Source organism: Clostridium sp. LIBA-8553 (genome assembly GCF_057782465.1).
Genome location: NZ_CM173489.1, coordinates 1,160,390 through 1,181,086 on the forward strand (window position 1 = coordinate 1,160,390; position 20,697 = coordinate 1,181,086).

Annotated in this window: 16 protein-coding genes; 11 read left to right on the forward strand and 5 right to left on the reverse strand. The window is 27.8% G+C overall.

Annotated features, from left to right (window positions below; translation table 11 throughout):
* Window positions 1-446 precede the first annotated feature (446 nt).
* From AC2JAQ_RS05075 to AC2JAQ_RS05105, 7 genes are all read left to right on the forward strand, one after another.
* Entirely contained in the window at window positions 447-761 is a 315-nt protein-coding gene (locus AC2JAQ_RS05075) for a hypothetical protein (protein WP_488458216.1), read from the forward strand.
* Between the two features lie 338 nt (window positions 762-1,099).
* On the forward strand, window positions 1,100-1,951 hold the full coding sequence (locus AC2JAQ_RS05080; RefSeq protein WP_488458217.1) for a hypothetical protein: 852 nt from the start codon (window positions 1,100-1,102) through the stop codon (window positions 1,949-1,951).
* A gap of 436 nt (window positions 1,952-2,387) precedes the next feature.
* Window positions 2,388-4,136: an McrB family protein gene (locus AC2JAQ_RS05085; protein WP_488458218.1), complete on the forward strand. Its 1,749-nt coding sequence runs from the start codon at window positions 2,388-2,390 to the stop codon at window positions 4,134-4,136.
* Between the two features lie 4 nt (window positions 4,137-4,140).
* Complete coding sequence (locus AC2JAQ_RS05090) at window positions 4,141-5,919, forward strand: McrC family protein (RefSeq protein ID WP_488458219.1); 1,779 nt, start codon at window positions 4,141-4,143, stop codon at window positions 5,917-5,919.
* A 377-nt stretch (window positions 5,920-6,296) separates the two neighbouring features.
* Window positions 6,297-6,677, forward strand: a complete 381-nt coding sequence (locus AC2JAQ_RS05095) for an SdpI family protein (protein ID WP_488458220.1) — start codon at window positions 6,297-6,299, stop codon at window positions 6,675-6,677.
* Window positions 6,678-6,916: 239 nt separating this feature from the next.
* Entirely contained in the window at window positions 6,917-8,038 is a 1,122-nt protein-coding gene (locus tag AC2JAQ_RS05100) for a SurA N-terminal domain-containing protein (protein ID WP_488458221.1), read from the forward strand.
* Window positions 8,039-8,157: 119 nt separating this feature from the next.
* Entirely contained in the window at window positions 8,158-8,991 is an 834-nt protein-coding gene (locus AC2JAQ_RS05105) for a peptidylprolyl isomerase (protein ID WP_488458222.1), read from the forward strand.
* Window positions 8,992-9,269: 278 nt separating this feature from the next.
* Here AC2JAQ_RS05105 and AC2JAQ_RS05110 read toward each other — a convergent pair whose 3' ends face one another.
* Window positions 9,270-10,073 carry a CPBP family intramembrane glutamic endopeptidase gene (locus AC2JAQ_RS05110; protein WP_488458223.1) on the reverse strand — a complete coding sequence of 268 codons (804 nt, stop codon included), beginning with the start codon at window positions 10,071-10,073 and terminating at the stop codon, window positions 9,270-9,272.
* A gap of 342 nt (window positions 10,074-10,415) precedes the next feature.
* Here AC2JAQ_RS05110 and AC2JAQ_RS05115 point away from each other — a divergent pair, with 342 nt between their 5' ends.
* Both AC2JAQ_RS05115 and AC2JAQ_RS05120 read left to right on the forward strand, forming a co-directional pair.
* Entirely contained in the window at window positions 10,416-11,186 is a 771-nt protein-coding gene (locus AC2JAQ_RS05115; RefSeq protein WP_488458224.1) for a Tim44 domain-containing protein, read from the forward strand.
* Between the two features lie 98 nt (window positions 11,187-11,284).
* Window positions 11,285-11,584: a ribosomal protein L7/L12 gene (locus AC2JAQ_RS05120; RefSeq protein ID WP_488458225.1), complete on the forward strand. Its 300-nt coding sequence runs from the start codon at window positions 11,285-11,287 to the stop codon at window positions 11,582-11,584.
* 149 nt (window positions 11,585-11,733) lie between these two features.
* Here AC2JAQ_RS05120 and AC2JAQ_RS05125 read toward each other — a convergent pair whose 3' ends face one another.
* Both AC2JAQ_RS05125 and AC2JAQ_RS05130 read right to left on the reverse strand, forming a co-directional pair.
* Window positions 11,734-12,801, reverse strand: a complete 1,068-nt coding sequence (locus tag AC2JAQ_RS05125; protein ID WP_488458226.1) for a hypothetical protein — start codon at window positions 12,799-12,801, stop codon at window positions 11,734-11,736.
* Between the two features lie 112 nt (window positions 12,802-12,913).
* On the reverse strand, window positions 12,914-14,098 hold the full coding sequence (locus AC2JAQ_RS05130; RefSeq protein ID WP_488458227.1) for an MrcB family domain-containing protein: 1,185 nt from the start codon (window positions 14,096-14,098) through the stop codon (window positions 12,914-12,916).
* Window positions 14,099-14,311: 213 nt separating this feature from the next.
* Here AC2JAQ_RS05130 and AC2JAQ_RS05135 point away from each other — a divergent pair, with 213 nt between their 5' ends.
* Both AC2JAQ_RS05135 and AC2JAQ_RS05140 read left to right on the forward strand, forming a co-directional pair.
* On the forward strand, window positions 14,312-14,668 hold the full coding sequence (locus AC2JAQ_RS05135) for a hypothetical protein (RefSeq protein WP_488458228.1): 357 nt from the start codon (window positions 14,312-14,314) through the stop codon (window positions 14,666-14,668).
* Between the two features lie 241 nt (window positions 14,669-14,909).
* A complete protein-coding gene (locus AC2JAQ_RS05140; protein ID WP_488458229.1) occupies window positions 14,910-18,215 on the forward strand; it encodes a DEAD/DEAH box helicase family protein in 3,306 nt (1,101 codons plus the stop codon).
* 194 nt (window positions 18,216-18,409) lie between these two features.
* Here the strand turns inward: AC2JAQ_RS05140 and AC2JAQ_RS05145 are convergent, their stop codons facing one another.
* Together AC2JAQ_RS05145 and AC2JAQ_RS05150 are read right to left on the reverse strand one after the other, a co-directional pair.
* Window positions 18,410-19,063 (reverse strand): helix-turn-helix transcriptional regulator, encoded by a 654-nt coding sequence (locus tag AC2JAQ_RS05145; RefSeq protein WP_488458230.1) that lies wholly within the window; start codon window positions 19,061-19,063, stop codon window positions 18,410-18,412.
* A gap of 167 nt (window positions 19,064-19,230) precedes the next feature.
* Window positions 19,231-20,418 carry a M20 metallopeptidase family protein gene (locus AC2JAQ_RS05150; protein ID WP_488458231.1) on the reverse strand — a complete coding sequence of 396 codons (1,188 nt, stop codon included), beginning with the start codon at window positions 20,416-20,418 and terminating at the stop codon, window positions 19,231-19,233.
* Window positions 20,419-20,697: the final 279 nt, after the last annotated feature.

Below are 20,697 nucleotides of genomic sequence, written 5' to 3' on the forward strand. Positions count from 1 at the left end.
TTCAATATATGCGCTTTATATTAAGCGCTATACTTTAGCTTATCTTGTTTAAAGTTTTGAGAAGTCTAATGCTTTGGTTATGAAATACTTAGTAGACAAGACATAACTTATAAAAATAACTGAGTATATTAAAATAAGTAGAGGAATAGTGTATATTAGTATGGACATCATAAAGGCAGATTCTTATAATATCTTTGAGGAATAAATTCAATAGCTATCAATACATTTCTTGAGTAAATCTTCATTCATAGTATTTTTCCTATAGGTCATAATCAATAGATTTCGTTTATTCATATTATAAACAAAAATGGATAAAAATTCAAAGGGGTAAGGGTAGAGTTTTAAAAAGTTATAAATACATTATGGTGATTTAATACACTTAAATAATGTAAATAAAACATAAATATGTTAAAATTAGTTCAAAGAAATTATTGGGGTGCGAATTTATGAAAAACTTTATTTTAGCAGTTTTACCTTTGGTTGTCCTTTCAGTTACTATTGCAATGGTTATAAATCTTTCTAGTAAGAAGTATAAAAAACTTAGCCAAGGGGAAGATGGGACTGGTGGTACAGGCTCCATGGAAAAGAAAGAAAATACAGAAGATAATAATATAGCAAATGGAATGAGCCTTGGCATGTGCTTTGGAGTAGCAATAGGTTCAATGTTTATAAATAAATTTGGGTCAATAGCTATTGCATACGGAATATGTTTTGGTATGTTAGGTGGAATGCTTGTGGGATTAGGAAATAAGAATAAATAAAGTTTTAGATTAACTTAGTATTGATTCTTGAGATATAAAATTTTTATATAAGAAACATTAAAAGAGAGTTGGGAAATCCAATTCTCTTTTATAATTTATAGTAAAAATATATAGCAAATAATTAAGCCGTAACTTAGAAGTACTATATATCAGAAGATTTTTTCTTTATAGCTATTATAGTCTAGGATATAGAGCAAATTCCATAAACATTCACTTAAAATATAATTTAAGATAATAAATTTATTTTAATTATATGTAAAAAATTGTAACTATAAACAGTAGATTGGGGTAGAATAGGATAAAATTTTATAGGAACTTAAATTAAGGGGGACTTTAAAATGAAGAGAATTTTAGTTATAGGACTTTGTTTACTTTCCTTAAGCTTTGTAGCTTGTGGAAATGATAAAAAGGTTAATGAAAAAGAGGTTAGTAATATTACTCAAATTAGTGAGGAAGATAAAAATGCGTCTAATGAAATGTTTTTAGCTTTAGCATCAGAGATTATAAATGAAAGTTTAGATCAAAGAGAAATTGTGAAAAGTGAAAATAAGGATGCAGAGATAGTGACTATAGAGTTAGAGCTTGCAAATGTTATAGAAAGAGAGAATGAAAGGTTAGAAACTTTAGTAGGAAAGATATATGATGAAGAATTATTAAGTGCTGCAAAGGACTATATAGAAGGAAATAATTTGGAAATAAAACATCTTAAAGAAAGTAATGAGAATTACGAGAAGGCTTTGGAGTATGGGGCGAAGGCAAATGAGTTAATATCTACAGCAATTGTGAAGATGGTTGATGATTATGGTTTGGTCATCAATGAAGAACATAGAGAGTTTTATGATAAATATAAAGAAAAGGTAGCTGATACTAATAAGGAGGTAGAGCATAAGAAAATTGCACAGGAATTATTATCTGATATTGAGTTTGAATTTGCTTTGGATGAGAATTTATCTGAAATTCAAGGAGAAGATTACTTTAAATACACTATACCTATAGAGAATACAAGTGATGTTAGCTTTAAGAAGATAGACATCAGTATGAAATTAGTAGACAAAGATGGAATTGTTGACGAAGGAAATAATATTATTTGGGAGTTTCCTAAAGGAACTAAACAGGACTTTTACTTTCATGCGCCTAAGGAATATGAATCAATATCTATTACTGTCGAAAGTGTAACTGCTATAAAATAATTTTTAAGAAGACTTTTTAGAAGTTTATTATGGTTTTATAGAATGATGATTCATATATAAATATAAAACTTTTCATATATTAAAGATTAAAAATATATAGACATATGGAAAAGGGAAGTAAATAGTTTTATGTAAAGCTATTTATTTCCCTTTGTTTTTAAGGATCTATTTTAAATTTGTTATTTTAAATTTATGATAAACTTGGACTTATACATTTAGAAAAATAGAGAAAGCTATTAAATGAATTAGAAAAATAGTGTTATTTAAAAATTAGTTAGTAATGAGTATAGGATTAATTTGAAAATTTATAAAAATTTAAATGACTAATGGAAATAGAGTTATATAATAGAAGTAGGTATGAAGAAGAGTGTAAACGGAATATTATGAAAATAAATTTTGAAGATGATAAATACTAATGAGGAAAGGAGAGAGGAAAATGGACTGGCTTATTCCAAGATTAAGTAAAGAAGATTATTTAAGTATATTAGAATTTTTAAAGAAGCATGCAGGAGAAGAATATAGAAATCCAGAAAATGAAGAGAATATTGAAGAGAAAAATAAATACATAAAGTTAAGAGAAGAAGCACAAGAAGTTTTAAATAAATTCAAGTGTATTGCAGATTCATTTAAAGAAGATGGATTTGATTATGAAAAAATGGGAGCTTCAAAATGGTTAGTTGCTGCAAGAGTAACAAGAGTTAGAAACTATCTTTGGATTGAGCTTAAAGAGGTAGGAAAGAAGAAGTTTTCTACAAGTATATCTTTATTTGCAGATAAGATTGAAGAAGGAAATAAGCTTAGATTTAGAGTAGTTTTAGAGACTAAAGACTTAAAGAGTGATGAAGTTGATTATATTAGACATTTTAGATTTCTAGACAAATTAGATGTGGATAACACTGATTTTGAGTACTGGGATAGTTATAGTGATTATAGTTATTCTGAGCGAGGAAAAACAGATGATATAAAGGCTTTAATACATGATGTAAAAGAGAGAAAAGAATTAAAGCTTCAAGTTGGAAAAACTCTATATTATGAAGATGCTAAAAAAATAAGTGGAAAAGAAATAAGAGATTTCTTTGAAAATGCAGTTAAAGAACTTAGACCTTATTATGACTTAGCTGTTGAAGATGAATATGCTTTATCTAAGGAAGAGGAAATGAGAATCAATGAAGAGGGAACAGAGGATTATTTAGAAGATAAGCCTTATGAGTTTAAGGTGAAAAATCAGATTCTATATGGTCCTCCTGGAACAGGAAAAACCTTTAATGCTATTAATAAAGCCTTAGAGATTGTTGATTTTAAGAAGTATGAAGAGTTAGTAAATAATGAAAGTAGAAGAGATGAGGCTGTTAAAATCTTTAATGAACTTTTAGAATATGGACAAATAGCTTTTTGTACATTTCATCAATCCTATGGATATGAAGAATTTGTGGAAGGATTGCGTAGTAATGAAAGAGGCACAGGATTTGTTCCTAAGGATGGTATATTTAAAAACCTTTGTAAGAGAGCTTCAAAGAGCAACAAAAATTATGTTCTTATTATAGATGAGATTAATAGAGGAAATATTTCTAAAATCTTTGGGGAGCTTATAACATTAATAGAGGATGATAAGAGAATTGGAGGGAAAAATGAGCTTAAGGTTATTCTTCCATATTCTAATGAAAGATTTGGAGTGCCAAAGAACTTGTACATATTGGGAACTATGAACACAGCAGATAGATCCATAGCTTTACTTGATACTGCCCTAAGAAGAAGATTTCAGTTCTTTGAATATATGCCTAAGGAGGAACTTTTACCAGAGGATATTGAAGGAATTAATGTAAGAGAGTTCTTAAGGGTTATTAATGAAAGAATTGAATACTTATTTGATAGAGAACACACTATTGGACATTCTTATTTCTTAAAAGAAGAGCTTGATTTTGAAGAGTTAGTCTTAATTATGAAAAATAAGGTTATTCCTTTAATACAAGAGTATTTCTATGGAGATTGGGAAAAGGTAGAATTAGTTCTTGGAGGAGCTTGTAAAGTTGGTAAATCTAATAGATTTATAGAAAAGGAAAGCGTTGATGCAAGAAAACTCTTTAAGGGAATGAGAGTGGATTCTTATGGAGAAGAGTATAAGTATGCTATAGTTGAGAATCCAGAAAAGGAAGCCTTCTTTAATATTTATAAAGATGAGGAATAAAAATATGAGACATATAGTTATTCAGGAATGTTATGACTCACTTAGGATTGTAGATGATTTTATAAATAGAAGTGAAAAAGAAGACTTAAATAGGGCAAAGGACTTCAAAAAGGAGGATAATAAGTTAGAAGAAATTGATTTAGGAAAAGAGTTTTGTAATAACTTTGATGCTTATATAAAAGAGGATTCTGGGAAAGAAACTTTAAAAAGTGAAGATGATTTTAGCAAGGAAAAGGAAAATCTTCATAGAAAAAGAGGGTTAAATGAGAACTTTAAAGAATCCATTGAAAATAAAAATACTTTAAATGAAGAAAAGGTTTATTTAAAAGATGGTTTTCAGGAAGAGCCTTTAAAAGGTGAAGATGATTTTAGTAAGAGAAGAGAGTCTTTTAAGAAGGAAAAGGATTTAGAAGAGGACCTTAAGAAAGAGATTAAAGAGGAAACTGTCTTGTATGAAGAGAGCTTTGAGGAGGGAGATGGCTTTCATAAATATGAAGGAGGTTCTCAGAAAAAAGATAGCTTCCATGAATACGAAGAAGAAGCTCTTTATGGTGAGGAGAACTGTGAGAAGGTAATAAGCAAAAAAGAGTCTGATGAGCTTTATAACTATGTTCTTTCTGAAAAGCTAGATAAGGATAATATAGTTTGGGGAAAGGACACTGTAAGGTTTATAAATTATGTGGGATATATAAGGCTTTCAACAGTTTCAATAGAAATACTTCCTAAAATAAGCATTAATAAGAATAATCCAGAGCTTGGAAGAAAAGCCTTGTTAAATATGCTTTCTAAATGTGGGGTTTTAAAGGTTAATTATTCAGAGATTAGTTCATTAAAACTACATAAGCAAAGTTTAAATGAGATTTTAGCTTACTTATTTAGTAAAAAGCTTCAGAGAGAATTAAGTAAGGGCGTTTATGGAGAGTATGTCTATATTGAAGAAAATGAAAACGCCTTAAAGGGAAGTCTTTTAGTTAGGGAGCAAATTAAGAATACGGCTTCCTGCACACCAAAGGCCTTTTGTAGGTACGAAGAGTTTTCTATGGATAATAAGCTAAATAGGATTTTTAGTTATTTTGTAAAAATACTCATGAAGAATATAAGAAACAAAGAAACATTAAAGCTTTTAAGATTTTCAGAGACTATTTTAGGAGATGTGGATGAAAGAAGCATTAGGTTAAATGATGTGAAAAGCTATAGGTTCAATAGACTTAACCAAAGATTTGAAGAAGCTTTTACATTAGGAAAGATGATTGTTTTAGGAGAATCATCCCTTGGAACCTTTGGAGAAAATAAGGCTTACTCAATATTATTTAAGATGAATGAAATCTTTGAACTTTATATAGGAAAGCTTTTAGAGAAGCTACTTCAAGAGGAAACTGTTCATATGCAACATTCAAAATATAAGCTTTTAATAAATGAGGAGACAAACAAGGGAGTATTTAAGCTGATTCCTGATATTGTTATTGAAAAGAATGGAGTAGAAAGCATAATACTAGATACAAAATGGAAAAGTGTATCTAGTAGCTATAATAGGCATGGAGTTAAAAGAGAAGATCTTTATCAAATGTATGCGTACCTAACCAGATATAAAAATGCAAATACAGTGATACTTCTTTATCCTAATAATGAGAGAATAGAAGGAAAAGAGGGAGAGTACTTAGAGTCTTGGTATTTAGATGATGAGAGGCATAAAAAGGTTAGAGTTTATGCAGTTAATTTGGAAAGTGAGAGGGATACTTTAGAGTCCTTAGATAAAATAGTTAAAAAGTATATGGTAAAATAGAGTTTTAGGAGCTTTAAAATAACTTAGAAGTTTGCAAATAGAGTTTGTTTGTAAATTTTCATAGTAAGTTATGATAAAGCTCCTTTTATTTTGTTAGATGTTTTGAAAGACTCTATTTTAGGTAAGTGTTAATTTTTAGCTAGTTTTTCAGACCTAGTTTAAATTCACAAAGTATTGCAATCATCTGCTTCAGAATAATAGCTAAAGGTTAAGTGAAAGTCCAAATTTTCAATAAGTCTTATAGTTTAACTTAGTGTTGATTTTGGGGAGAACTTATATAATATTTTATATATACTATAATTAGGTTAGGCTTCATGGACTAGCTAAAAATCAACATTAACCTAAAACATAGACAAATTTAAGGGGATGAGATAAAAATGGGATTTTGGATTTTTATGATGGTTATGGACTTATTAATTCCACTTACAATGATTGGATTTGGCAAATACTTTAGTGAAAGAGCACCTAAAGAAATCAATGAGGGTTTTGGGTATAGAACCTCAATGTCTATGAAAAACAAAGATACTTGGGAGTTTGCACATCATTATTGTGGAAAGCTATGGCTAGTAATAGGATATATGATTCTTGTTATATCTGTCATGACTATGTTCTTTGTAATTGGAAAAGGTAAAAATGTTATAGGTATTTTGGGTGGAATACTTTGTGGCGTGCAACTTGTCTTTTTAATTGGTTCAATATTTCCTACGGAGAGAGCCTTAAAGAAAAATTTTGATGAATATGGTAATAGAAAAAATTAGAGTGTTTAGTTAATATTTTAAGATAGATGAAAGAAGTCTCGAGTTTTTGGTGTTTTTAAATATAAGATTATAAGGATTGGTTTAATTTGAAGTTAAATCAATCCTTTTTTTATAATGTTACCAAATAATTTATTATGAAAAAATTATTTTAAATAAGTGTAAAAATATTCAATAATATGACCTTTTAATTTAGGGATAAGATAGAATTTTATTGTAGGGAAATTAAGGGGGAAGACTAGATGAAGAGGACATATATAAGAGGGATTTTTGCAATAGGTTTAGTTAGTTTAGTTTTAACTGGATGTGGAGCTAAGGAGCCATTATCTAGGGAAGATACTATTGTAGCAAAGATAGGGAAAGAGAAAATAACTTTATCTCAGGTGGATGCAGCTGCTTCAGGAACTATAGCTTACACAAGGGATATAGTTGGAGAAGATTTTGAGAATGAAATAAATAAGGTTTTAGAAACATCAGATGATGAGAGCAAGGTTGAAGAATATAAAAAGTACAAGGAAGACTTAATAGAGGCTAGAGAAGAATCACTTCAAAATTTAATTAAGATGAAGCTTTTAGCAATGGAAGCTAGAGATAGAAACTTATTTTCTAAAGAGATATTAGATGAAAAATTAAAGGAAGCTTCAGAGTTTGTGAAAAATCTTTTTGAAGTTACTGGTTTAAAGGAAGAAGACAATAAATTGGCAGAGATTTTTGAGGATAGAATAAATAAGTATGTAAATGACTATAATATTCCAAGAGAAAAAGTAATAAAGTGGTTTGAGGATTCTATAGCTGAAATGACTATGAAAATGGAATTACAAAAAGAAGTCAATATTTCTGAAGAGGAAATAGAAAGCTTTTATAATGAAAATATAGATGAATATGTTAAGAAAAAGGGATATCATGTTCAGCTGCTATTTTTCCCAATAGAGTATTCTAACTGGGATCAATCATATGAGTTTGCAATGGATAGTTTCTTTGATATGCATGATAATAAGCTTGAGTTTGATGATATGTATAATGATGTTATTAATGAAACGGGTAAATATAAAAAAGGGGAAATTATAGCTCAGGAAAAGTTTTTTGCTGAGGAAGATAAAGATAAGTATGAAAGGTTTTGGCCACATTTAGAGGGGAATCCAATAGAATATGCATGTTGTCCAGTAACAACAGAGGAGGGTTCCTATATACCTAAAATTACTAAGATAGTAGAAAATGATTCAGAAGTAACTCTTGAAGAGGCAAAAGAAGAAATAAAGTATTCTATTTATTTTCCAAAGTATAAAGAGCTTTTGAAGAGTGAAGTAGAAAGGCTTTCTAAAGAGCATAAGGTTGAGATATTTGAAGAAAAGTTTGAATTTTAGGTGGAATGGAAGTTATACATTTAAATGAACAATATTAAGACATAATTTACTTTAAGTAAAGATAGAAACTGTAAGCAATTATATGTAATTTACTTAGGGAAGTTAAGGGAGATAATTAAGTGAAGAGATTTTTAGTTATAGGCCTTTGTTTAATTTCTTTAAGCTTAGTAGCTTGTGGAAATGATAATAAGGTTAATGAAGAGGATAGTAAAAATACTGAAATAAGTCAGGAGAGTAAGGATCTAATATCTAGGAGAGAGACTATTGTAGCAAAGGTAGGGAAAGAGGAAATAACTTTAGCTCAGGTTGATGCATTTTCACAGAGTGCTATAGTTTATGCAAAGGCTGTAGTTGGAGATGACTTTGAAAATGAAATAAATGAGGTTTTAGAAAATTCTAGTGATGAAGCTAAGGTTTCTGAATATAAAAATCAAAAGGAAACCATAATAGAAAGTAGGAAATTTGCTGTTGAGGCATTGGTTCAGAGCAAACTTTTTGGATTAGAAGCTAGGGAGAGGAAGCTTATTTATGATGGAATACTAGAGGAAAACAAAGAGTTAATAAAAATGTTTTATATCTCACCAGAAAGTGAATTAAGTGATGAAAGAGTACAAGAGTTATTTGAAAATGATATAAGCAACAAGGTAAACAATTATGGAGTTCCAAGAGAAGTAGCAATAAAAGAATATGAAGATATTGTGGGAGAAAATTTATTAAAGGATGAACTTAAAGAGAAAGCCAGTATTTCTTCTGAGGAAATAGAAGAGTATTATAATAAAAATATTGATTCATATGCAATAGATGGAGTTTCTACAAGAAGTCTTAGTGAGGTTAGTGATGAGATAGAAAAAACACTTTTTTATGAGAAGTATAGTGAGCTTATAGATGGGGAATTAGAGAGACTTTCTAAGAAACATAAAGTAGTAACTTTTGAAGAAGAATTGAACTTCTAGAGGAATAAAAGAACTTAGAATAGAAGAGAGTTAATAATATAATGAATAATCCCATATAAAACAGAATATAATTAGGTTTTTTCTTAGATTTATTCATAAATTTAACCTCCATAAAGTCTTGTGATTATCTAATTATAACATAATATTTTACTTTACAACCATAAATTTACTTTAGATAAGGAAGAAATAATATTTTTTATTTAGAATTAAATATTCAAAATAACTAAAATTGAAAACAACTCTAAACTTTGTAATATGGTTAGTTTAGAGTTGTTTTATTAAATAGTGTTTTTCTTATAAAGTTTGATTAAGAAGTATATCATTGGAATAATGCAAAGTATTTGTACTGTATTAATAATAGTTGATAGTGAATCAGGAAAAGTTGCAAGTAAATTATTTAGCATATGTAAAAACATCACTATAGGAAGTGAATGAGTTTTGCTATAAACAAATCCTAATACAAGTCCACCAATAAAGGCATATACAATTTGTACTGGTTCTCCATGGGCTAGTCCAAATAATAGAGCAGATACGATTATTGGAAATGCTCCTCCTTTATATTTAGCTACTTCATTGAATATTATTCCTCTAAAAATAAGCTCTTCAACAATTGGAGCAAGTATTACAACTGATATAAATGCAAGTATGGGTCCTCCATTGAAAATACTATTATGCTCAATAAGGCTTTCAAGACTATTTTTAATAAAAGGAAAATAGTTTGATAAGAATTCTGCAAGAAAAATCCATAATGCTGATATACCACTAGCACCAAGAGAGATTAAAGCATATTTTCCAAGTGTTTTTAATGACATATGATTATCAATTTTTGTTATATTAAAGTCTTTTTCTCTATAGATTTTAGCAAAGAAGTAAATAGATACAATTTGACAAGTACAATCTAATATAAGATAGTGAAGACTACTAGAAGTTTCGTCAAATAGATTCTGTTTTAGTAATAAACTAAATACTAGCATAAATGGTAGAGCAATAAAAACAGATAAAAATTGTACACCTATATAGATTAAAAACAATGAAAAAAGACTCCTTATTAGTTTAACTACATTGTTTTCAGATAAAGTCATCAATGTCCCTCCTAAAATTTCCATGATTATATGAATTATTTTAACATTATTTAACAAGTTATTCAAATTTTATTAAAATATATAGGTGTATGGTAGTTGGATAGAAGAACTTAAATTTGGAACAAAAGATAGAAAAGGCTGAGAATTTCAGGTTATTTTTATTCTATATAAGATAAGTTGAAAATTAGTAGAGTGTAAAAGGGATTGATAAGAATTTATTGGAAATATATAGTTATTATAGGAATAATTTTAAGTTTATTTGTGCTAGAAATAACATCAATTGGCACAAAAACAATTTAAATTAATTATATTAGAATAAAATAAATGAGGTTAGTTAGAAGAATGGTTAAGAAAGTTAAGAAGTTAGTAGTTATATTTTTTTTATTTATGTTGATTCTACTACCAGCTAATGTTACATATGCAAGAGCAGGTGGAGGTCATGGAGGGGGACATAGTGGTTCTCATAGTGGTTCAGGAAGTTCAAGTGGAAGTAGCTTTCAAGTATTTGATTTTCTGTTTTTAGGAGGTTTTACAGCCTTAATAGCATGTGGTTTAGTATCTTTAAGAAAAGAGAAAAGAAAATATAAAGAGGAGTTAGATGAAATAGGAGAAAGTGATTCTAATTGGGAGTTTGATAATATTAATTTAATGATTGAAGAGACTTTCTATAAGGTTCAGAAAGCTTGGACAAATGATAAATATGAGGAAGTTTCTAACTTACTTACAGATGAATTATATGCTGAGCATATTAATGTTTTGGAGGATATGAGAAATAAAAATAGAAGAAACATATTAAAAAACATAAAGTTTAGGTATGGAATAATACAAGCCTATTTTAAAGGAAATGAGGAATTTGAAGGCTTTTTATGGGTTAAGATTAGTTTTTCCATGAAAGATTACATAATAGAATTAAAAGGAAATAAAAAATCTGTTGTTGAAGGAAGCAAATCTATTGAAGATGGAAGTGAGTACTGGAAATTTGTGTATAGAGATAATAAATGGTTACTAGCAGAGATACTTCAAGATGAGCCACAATATAATTCAGAGTATTTTAAAAAAGAAGTTAGAAGAGTAGAACATATAATTAATAATAAGGAAAATAGAAAAAGCTAGCTAAAAAGAAGTGCTTATAAATAAGCAATATCAAATATTAGGTTAATTGTTATATATAATTTTAGAAGTTTTTTAAAATAAATATTAGGAGGGAAAATATGGATTTTAATATCAATAGTATATGGATAATTATAGGGGCTATTATGCTAATGATTTTAGTTAGTGTTATTAGTCAAATGAGAAATGATCTTAAGCATATGAGGATTACTTTAGATAAGATTGCTGAAAAGTTTGGAGCAATTGAAATTGTAACAAAAGAAGAAAAAGAGGAATTAATGAGGCTTCTCTCAGAAGGAAAGAGTGTTGAAGCAGTAAGGAAATGCAGAGAGATTACTGGACTTGGACTAAAGGAAGCGAAAGAGTATGTTGATAACCTTTGGGAGGAGAAGATAGAGTAGTTTAAGATAATGACTTTAAATTTTAATTTTCATTAAGAAGTAAGTAGTAGCAATATTTTAAGAAATTAAGATAGATATTAGGAAAGACTAAATAAAAAATACCACCAGTTAAGCAGGTGGTATTTTGGGTTTGTTTTTATATGTGAATTTTAATTTTCTATACTAATTAGAATATTACTTTCATCTATTTTATACTCTTTTAATAAATGTCTAATAGTTCTTATTATAGCATTTGCACTAAAATTAACTTCAGCATATAGACCTACTTTTTCTAATAAATGAGCTTTAAATACATCACTCCTATTTTTGCTAAAATAAATTCTTTTTTTGCCTCTTACTTTTTCAGTGGCGGAAATAAAAAGGTTTGGATCTAAGTCGATTAAGTAGTTACAAGCCTGTATATATAAATCCTTCCAATTGTTTACTTGAAATTTAGTATCTCCTATACATAGTTCAATTGGAGATTGGCCAGTAAAGATGCTATCTAAACCTAAATATGTATTTTTTATGGTTGTGTTATTAGAGTCATCAATATCAGAATAACTATTATTAATTGGTGATATGGCAGTTTCAAGTATTTCTTTTAAACCAGATTTAGGTAAAACAGTATCGAACTTATCTGCAACAGGATGATTAATCTTTATGCTATCTAGTACAGCTTGTACAAAATCTCTAAAGTCATTATTAATAGTAAAAAGTCTATTCATTGTTTCCCCTTCTAGCTCATTTTTTCTTTTAGCAGGGAAGAGAATTTCACTTTCTTCACAGTTATTTAAGTTTAATTTTATAACTCCTATACCAAAGGCAATTGATAATCTGTTTATTTCTTGTATTAGTTCTGAATTTTTAACATCAATATCTACTCCTACTAAGTATCCTTCATTAGCCCAACTTGAATTTGATACTGCTTGGAAGAACTGTTCTCTTAATGATTCTAAAGTAATAGTCTTTTTTAGTTCAAAAGAGTAAACTGTTGCTCTATTTATTGAAAAATTACCACATAACTCTAAAACTTTTTCACTCCAATTTTCAACAGGGAGATTAAATCCAACTACATCTGGATGTAACCATTCATTTTTACCTTTATTACCTTTAGTTGATGATTCGTGATATATTGTTTTTGAGTATACGTTCAATTTTTTTGCTAAGTATCTTACAAGAAAAGGGTGTATATCTCTTTCATTTAAATTCTTTAAATATACATTTTTAAAATCCATAGTCAAAACCTCTCCTATATATTGTCTATATATAATTTTATCCTATATAAATAAAGAAGAAAATGGGGGCGTTATAAAAAAGACTATGGTTACTTTAAAAATATTAAGAATGTTATTTCAAATTTTCCATGCAGTCTACTTCTTTTAAATTTATAACATTTTCATATATATTGTAGGCTTCTAGTAAGTCATTAAATGTAATGTTTATTCCACATTTAGATAGTCTATCTTTCCTAATTTTAAATAATTCATTAAGCATTTTTGTTTTATCTTCATCAACTCCATAATGTATGCAGTTATGACAATTACTACATAAACTAATTATATTTGCTTCAACATCTAGACTGAATTCAAAGTTATCTTGTTTTGAAAGAGGTATTAGATGATGGGTTTCCATATAAGGTTTTTTAGTTTTTTTAGAAATAAAAGAATTATGATCAGGATTAATTGCACATTTGTATGAAGAATGTATTAGTGCATTAGAAGCTATATTAGCATTTCTAGGCCAAACTTTTTTATTATTAGAGTTTGTTGTAGATTGTGGAGGATCAGTAGGTGCATCTATTATTTCTTTATGAGGTATTTGAAAATTATCCTTTAACGAATTACTTATAATATCTTCTACTTTATTTATAAACTTTTGATCTTCTTCAACATTATCTAAGAATTTATTATCTGAATTTAATAGAATAAAGTCATTAAATTCGTCTGAACTTCTGCTTCCAATAATTTTTTGTAATCTTAAGTATTCATTGATTAGTTCTTTTAAATCGTTAATAAGTTTTTCATCAGAAGGAATATTTTCTATATCATAATAACAACCACATATATGGCCTAATTCGTATCCTTTTCCTAAATTACCAGAAGCTAATAAATTTATCTTATCTTTATTAAAAGTATCTGAAATAGGTGAAAGTTTTTCTTTTAAAATATTAGATGTTTCCATTATTTTTTGTTTTCCATTTTTCGTACCATATTTATTTTTAAAGTATGTCCATCCTTGATTTAGGCTTAAATAAAAACCACTCATATCAGACTTGAAAAGATAAACAATATAATATCCATTTGTTGCAGAGGTCGTAATATCCTTTATAAATATAGATATCCAAGGAATTTCAGCCCAATTACCTTGTCCAATAGAACCTGTAATTTTAAAAATATTTTTATCTAAATTAAGTTTAGAATAAATTTGATTAGGTAAATCATTTCTTAGAATTTTACCTAATTCATGATTTTTAAAAGTTTCTGTTTTAGCTTGAATATAATTTTTACAAATATAATTAAATAAAGAACTCATGCTTACACTCCTTTAAAATGTAATTCAAGAAAATTATACCACTTAATTAGCAAAAAATAAAAAATATGAATTTTATAGGATATAAAGAGAATATATAATAGAAAAATTTTATGTAGTACTAATTTGAAGATAGAAGATAATAAATTAAAGGAATTTGAATATATAAATAGAATATAAATGTATATGATATTAAACAATGAGAGGTAAGTAATTATGGAGAAGTTATTAAAAGATGTTAAGCACATGGATGCACATAATGAAGCAACAGGTAAAAAGGCTCAACAATGGTATTCAGTAGATGAAAGTAAAAAATTAATATCTTTTTGCATTCAAGACAGGATGAAAAATGAAGAGGGAAAAGATAATAATAGAGTTGATTTCAATAAGGGAATAGCAGAAACTTGTATCGGAGCAAATGAGTATATTTTTAATAGATTTATTAAGAAAAAAAGAGAAGATTATAATGTGCGAGTTTTCATAAAAAAAGTTTCAGAAAAAACTTTTGATGAAGTTAATATAAGGGAATGGAGAGTTTTAGAAGATAGGATAAACTTTTACTTCGATATTTAGATAGAAATAAATTAATAAGTAATAAAATTTTAATAATATAAGAGTTCTGTTTATTGGCATAGAATAATAAACAAGAGCTCTTTTAATTTTATATTGTCAAATAGACTTAGTAATCTTCTGCTTTATGGAATTGGAAATATTTTTATAGTAAAATAATAAGTGTTAATTGAATAAATTTTGATTAAATTACATTTTTTATAAGATAAAAATACTTATAAGTAGTATAAGGAAGTGAAAGAATATGTATAGTAATATACTAAAGAATAAATTTGGGACTATAAAGGTTAGAGAAGGGGAAGCTAAAAGAAAGCCTTATGTTCATCAAAAGGAAGCTATGAGTAAGTTAACTAAGGCTGTTGAAGCAGTTGATGATTACAAAGGATTATTAGTTATACCAACTGGTGGTGGTAAGACTCTTACTGCTGTTCAATGGATTCTTAAGAATGTTTTGAATAAGGGTTCTAAGGTGCTATGGATAGCTCATAGACATGAACTTTTGGATCAAGCTTTGAAAACTTTTATGGACAATAGCTATGAGAATTTAATTCCAAAGAAGAAATCCTATAACTATAGAATCCTTTCTGGAAAGCATGATAGATCTTGTAATATAGCTCCTTCAGATGATTTGATAATTGCTAGTAAAGATAGTCTAAGAAGTGGGCTTGACTATTTAGTGAAAAATTGGGTTAAGAAAACTCAAGAAGAGATATTTATAGTTATTGATGAGGCACATCATTCTACTGCTAAAGGGTATAAAAAGATTATAAAGGCTGTTGAGGAAAATGCTAAAGGAAGTGTTAAGTTATTAGGACTTACAGCTACACCTTTTAGAACTGCTGATAGTGAAAAAGGAGCTTTGAAGAGAGTTTATAAGGATGATATTACATATAGTATAGATTTAAGAACGCTTATAAATAAAGATATATTAGCTAAACCTGTAACAAGTGAAATGAAGAGTAATGTTGAGGTTGTTATTGATTTAAGTGAAGATGAATTAAGAAATATAAGAAATAAGGACAACCTTCCAGATAACATAATTAATCAGATTATCAAGAATAAAGATAGAAATAGAATGATAGTTGAGCACTATCTTAAAAATAGAGAAAAGTATGGTAAAACCTTAGTTTTTGCAATTAATCAAAATCATGCCATAGAGTTAAAGAGTGTTTTTGAGAAGCATGGTGTTAAGGCTGATTTCATTATATCTGGATTAGAAACTGAATTTACAAGGATATCTGTAAGTAATGAGGAAAAAGAAAGAATAATAAGAGACTTTAAAGAGGGAGACTTAGAGGTTTTAGTTAATGTTAATATGCTTACTGAGGGAACAGATATACCAAATGCTCACACAGTTTTCTTAGCAAGGCAAACAACATCTGCAATACTCATGACTCAGATGATTGGAAGAGCTTTAAGAGGAAAAGCTGCTGGTGGAACAGAAGAAGCATACATAGTTAGTTTTGTTGATGATTGGAAAAATAAGATTTCTTGGGTAAGTCCAAATGAGCTTATTGAGGATATGTACTCAGAAGAAGAAAACCTAGTTGATAGAAGTAAAAGGGCAGTAGAGCGTATATCAATAAAAGCTATAGAGGATTTTGCTAAGTATATTGATGAATCAGTGGATGAAAATAAGATTTCTAACCTTTCATTTATAGAGAGAATACCAGTAGGATTATATTCTTTTGAGATTACAGTAAAGATAGATAATGATAATGAAGATAAGAGAATATGTGACATATTGGTTTATGATTGCTTTAGCAAAAAGCTTCAACAATTCATAGAGGATTTAGATGAAATATTTAATGAGTTATCTTTAAGTGAGCTCGATGATTTAAGTGAGGAAGAGATTGATAAAGTATTAAAGGTAGCAAAGGAAAGTTATTTAAGTAAGTGTGATACATCTATAGCTTGTAAGGAAAATGATATTAAGGACATTATTCTTTACTATGCACAAACTGGAGAAAAGCCAGTGCTAGTTCCTTTTGAAAATAGAGAGAAATTTGATGTGAGCAAAATAGCTAAGGAAGTGTTTGATAAGGACTTAGGAGTTAAGGCAAAGAGAGAGCTTATTAATAAGTATTGGAATGATGAAGGTAATTATTTGAAGTTATTTTATAATGGAAATCATAAGCTTTTTGTTTCATTGATTGATGACTGTCTTTATAGGTTAGAAGAAGGGGAAGAGGACAATATCAATAGTATTGAAGCAGATAATTTAGATTATGATAGATATAGTGGAGCAGAAGCTAGGGAACATATGAGCCTAATTGAATTAGAAAAATGTGATCCAGAGTATTATGATAAGTTAAGAAATGATGTTTTTGAAAAGTATAGCTGTGGTGATGGTTTATATAAATCAGCAACAGGATTATTCATAAGCAGCAATAAAGGTCAATTTGAAATAGACCATAGAGTTCCAATGTCTAAAGGGGGACTTACTAACTTAGAAAATCTTCAATTGCTTGAAAGAGGAGAGAATAGAAGAAAAGGTAATAAGTCTTGGAATGAGTTCCTAGAGAAAGAGAAGGAATTAAGAAGTCAAAAGATAACAGAGTCTCAAAAAAATGAGATAACAAACTTAATAGTGGATAATCCTAAAGAGGCTATAAAAACTTGTGAAGCTTTACTTAGAAATACTAATGATAATGAAATATTACTTTATCTTGCAGAGGCTTATTTAGAAAATGGTGAATATGAAAAAGCTATCGAAACTGCAAAGAATGGATTAAAGGAATTTAGTGATGTAAATAAATATGTTAATGAAAATGTGTATGGAAATAATATTATAGGAAGTGCTTATTTCTCATTAGGAGAGTTGGATAAAGCCATAGTATATTTTAAAAAAGTTTTAGAATTAGAAAAAAATCATACCTACTCTTTAGAGAACTTAGGAGATATCTATTGGGATAAAGCGGATTATGCAGAGGCTAGAAAGTATTATGAAATGATTGCATTTAATGAAGAGGCAAATAAAGAAGTTAGATCTTCAGTATTTAGTAAAATAGGATGGCTTGCATTGAATGCTATGGATAAACCAAGAATTGCTCTAAATAGTTTTAGAAAAGGAATAGAGCTAGATTATACTTATTATGATAATTATGTAGGATTAGCAGAGTATTATATAAATCAAAAATCTTTTGAAAAAGCAAAGGAAGAGCTAGATTCTTACTTTGAAATTGGAGAAAAGAATGTAAGTACTCTTATAACTTTAAGTAAGATATACAAAGGGTTAAAAGATTATAAGAAAATAGAAGAAGTATTAATTGAAGCAGAAAAACTAGAACCTAAAAACACTAAAGTTTTAGAAGCGTTAGCAGAGGAGATGAATAGAAAAAGAAGGTATTCAGCAGCTATTGATTATTATGAGAAGGCTTTAGAAATTGAAGATGATAATGATGTGTTTTGGAATAACTTAGGTGTGGCATATGAAAGAAATAAAGAAATATTAAAAGCTAAAAAATGTTATGAAAAAGCATTTGAACTTTATGAGTGTGACTTATATAAAAACAACTTGAAGATAATAAATAAGAAAGTCAAGAAATAACATATATAATGGTAGAAATTTAGATATTAGATAGCATAGGATAATTATGTGCTATTTAGATATTTTAAATCTGAATTAACTTAGGCTGCATTCAAAACTTTAAACTCTATTTTATTAGTAGTTATAAACAAGAGAGTTGAATGCAGTCTCTTACTTTTATAATTATATATTAAAAAATTGGTTTCTTAGGATTTTTATATTATAACTTTTATATTTTCTTTATTTTCCTCATACTTTATTATAGGTTTATTATATAGTTTTTTACTCTGAGATATATTAGATATATTATTTATTAAAATTAATTTATATTCACTATCATAGCAATATAAATATAATCCTTCCTTTTTTAAAACATAAGATATTGGAAAAACTTCAAATGTTGCTCCATTAACATCTACTATTATAAGGTTTTTATTATCTAAAGCTTGGTCAATAATCTTATATTTACTATCTTTTGTTTCTAAATCATCTTTCTCTAAATCTATTATAAATCTATTCTTTACTTCCTCTAATATTTCAGTACATTTTTTATTATCAACAAGTTTGAATTTTTCAATAAGATCTGCTTTCTTTAACTTTTCTATTATATTTTCAGAAATATATAATGATAATATTAGATTTTTATAATCACTTTCTGTAAGAATGTATTTAGCTATTATATAATTATTATCTAATTTTATTCCACCATTTACACCTCTATATGTAATTATAGGAATACCTAAAATAGAAAGTTTATCTAAATCCCTTTGAATAGTCTTAGCTGATACTCCAAACATTGTTGCTAATTCTTTTATTGTAACTTTACAATTACTTTTTAATAAGAAAAATAATATTTCTAATATCCTCATTTGTATATTACCTCACTAAAAATTATTATGTGGTTACTTATATTAAATTAATTAACCAATGTACAAATGATTATGTCAATTTACACATTGGTTAATCTTAAAATAAAATTTCATAACTATTTTTATTATAATTTATTTATCGTATATTTTGTTTATTAAAAATATTATTATTTATTATTTTTAAGCCACATGATTGCACTGTATGCATAAATAGCTGCACCAGTAGCTAATATATCTTCATTAAATGTAACTTTATCATTATGCATTGGTAAACCATATGATTCATTTTCTTCTTTTGTACCTGCACCTAGCATAAAGTAAGCACTTGGTACTTTATATGAATAAGATGCAAAATCTTCTGATCCCATTCCACCACCTTCAAAAGAGATAATAGAATTTTTGCCAACTATATCTTTCATATAATCCCCAAGTTCAGTAGCTAAAGTTTCATTGTTTTCTAAAGGAGGTACTGATGATAATTCAATTAATTTAGCTTCCCCTCTAAACATTTTTGTTGTTGATAGTACTATATCATTCATTCTATCGAAAATAAATTCACCTAATTCCTTATTTAAACTTCTTATTGTACCTTCCATAATCACTTCTTCAGGTATTATATTTGGTGCATCTCCACCAGAAAACTTTCCAATTGTTAATACAGCAGGTTCAGTAGCAGATATTTCCCTACTTAAAATTTCTTGTAAAGATATGTATATGTGTGCAGCTATGTTTATAGGATCCACTCCTGTTTCTGGCATTGCTCCATGACATCCTTTTCCTTTTACAACAATTCTAAACCTATTGCATCCAGCTATACTAGGTCCTCCTAAACCATATAATACTACATTTGAAGGGGTTCCTGAGTGAACATGCATAGCCATTGCTGCATCAACTTTAGGATTTTCAAGTACTCCTGCTTCTATCATTTTTTTAGCTCCAGTGAATCCTTCTTCATCTGGTTGAAATACTAATTTGATAGTACCTTCAATTTTATCTTGGTTTTTTTTAAGTAATTTAGCAGCTCCTAAAAGCATAGCAGTGTGCATATCATGTCCACAAGAATGCATACAACCATTAACTGATTTAAAATCACATTCAGTAGCTTCTTTCATAGGTAATGCATCCATGTCTGCTCTTAATAAAAATGTTTTACCTGAGCTATTTCCTTCTATAGTTGCAACTATTCCACTTTCACAAATTTCCTTTGGTTCATATCCAAATTCTTTTAATTTATTAAGTACAAAAGTTTTAGTTTTAGGCAAATCTGAGCCTACTTCTGGATTTCTATGGATTGTTCTTCTATATTCTATTAATTCTTCTTTTATTTGTTTAGCTTCTTTTAAAAAATCATTCATTTTTTACACTCCTTGCTTAACTTTATTATTGATTATGAATACATAAAAAAGTAATGTTTTGTATTCATTTCATATATTAAACTTTAAACTAGTCATATATAGTCTTATTTTATATTTACAGACTTTAAAATTTTCATAAGAATATATTTTGTTTTAAGAGAGTATTTTAGCTATAGAAATTTATGGTTTATATGTAAATAATCTAGAGTTTTATTATTAGTGCAAGAGAATAGGGAAGAGAATAAACGCTTTTTAGTTTTTATAATTAAAGAGTAGATA

What these genes read in the sequence shown, in the direction of transcription:
- AC2JAQ_RS05100 (WP_488458221.1), top strand. Translation starts at nt 6,917, where the DNA reads ATGAAGAGGACATATATAAGAGGGATTTTTGCAATAGGTTTAGTTAGT.
- AC2JAQ_RS05075 (WP_488458216.1), top strand. Translation starts at nt 447, where the DNA reads ATGAAAAACTTTATTTTAGCAGTTTTACCTTTGGTTGTCCTTTCAGTT.
- AC2JAQ_RS05125 (WP_488458226.1), bottom strand. Translation starts at nt 12,801, where the DNA reads ATGGATTTTAAAAATGTATATTTAAAGAATTTAAATGAAAGAGATATA.
- AC2JAQ_RS05090 (WP_488458219.1), top strand. Translation starts at nt 4,141, where the DNA reads ATGAGACATATAGTTATTCAGGAATGTTATGACTCACTTAGGATTGTA.
- AC2JAQ_RS05085 (WP_488458218.1), top strand. Translation starts at nt 2,388, where the DNA reads ATGGACTGGCTTATTCCAAGATTAAGTAAAGAAGATTATTTAAGTATA.
- AC2JAQ_RS05080 (WP_488458217.1), top strand. Translation starts at nt 1,100, where the DNA reads ATGAAGAGAATTTTAGTTATAGGACTTTGTTTACTTTCCTTAAGCTTT.
- AC2JAQ_RS05110 (WP_488458223.1), bottom strand. Translation starts at nt 10,073, where the DNA reads ATGACTTTATCTGAAAACAATGTAGTTAAACTAATAAGGAGTCTTTTT.
- AC2JAQ_RS05115 (WP_488458224.1), top strand. Translation starts at nt 10,416, where the DNA reads ATGGTTAAGAAAGTTAAGAAGTTAGTAGTTATATTTTTTTTATTTATG.
- AC2JAQ_RS05130 (WP_488458227.1), bottom strand. Translation starts at nt 14,098, where the DNA reads ATGAGTTCTTTATTTAATTATATTTGTAAAAATTATATTCAAGCTAAA.
- AC2JAQ_RS05135 (WP_488458228.1), top strand. Translation starts at nt 14,312, where the DNA reads ATGGAGAAGTTATTAAAAGATGTTAAGCACATGGATGCACATAATGAA.
- AC2JAQ_RS05140 (WP_488458229.1), top strand. Translation starts at nt 14,910, where the DNA reads ATGTATAGTAATATACTAAAGAATAAATTTGGGACTATAAAGGTTAGA.
- AC2JAQ_RS05120 (WP_488458225.1), top strand. Translation starts at nt 11,285, where the DNA reads ATGGATTTTAATATCAATAGTATATGGATAATTATAGGGGCTATTATG.
- AC2JAQ_RS05145 (WP_488458230.1), bottom strand. Translation starts at nt 19,063, where the DNA reads ATGAGGATATTAGAAATATTATTTTTCTTATTAAAAAGTAATTGTAAA.
- AC2JAQ_RS05150 (WP_488458231.1), bottom strand. Translation starts at nt 20,418, where the DNA reads ATGAATGATTTTTTAAAAGAAGCTAAACAAATAAAAGAAGAATTAATA.
- AC2JAQ_RS05095 (WP_488458220.1), top strand. Translation starts at nt 6,297, where the DNA reads ATGGGATTTTGGATTTTTATGATGGTTATGGACTTATTAATTCCACTT.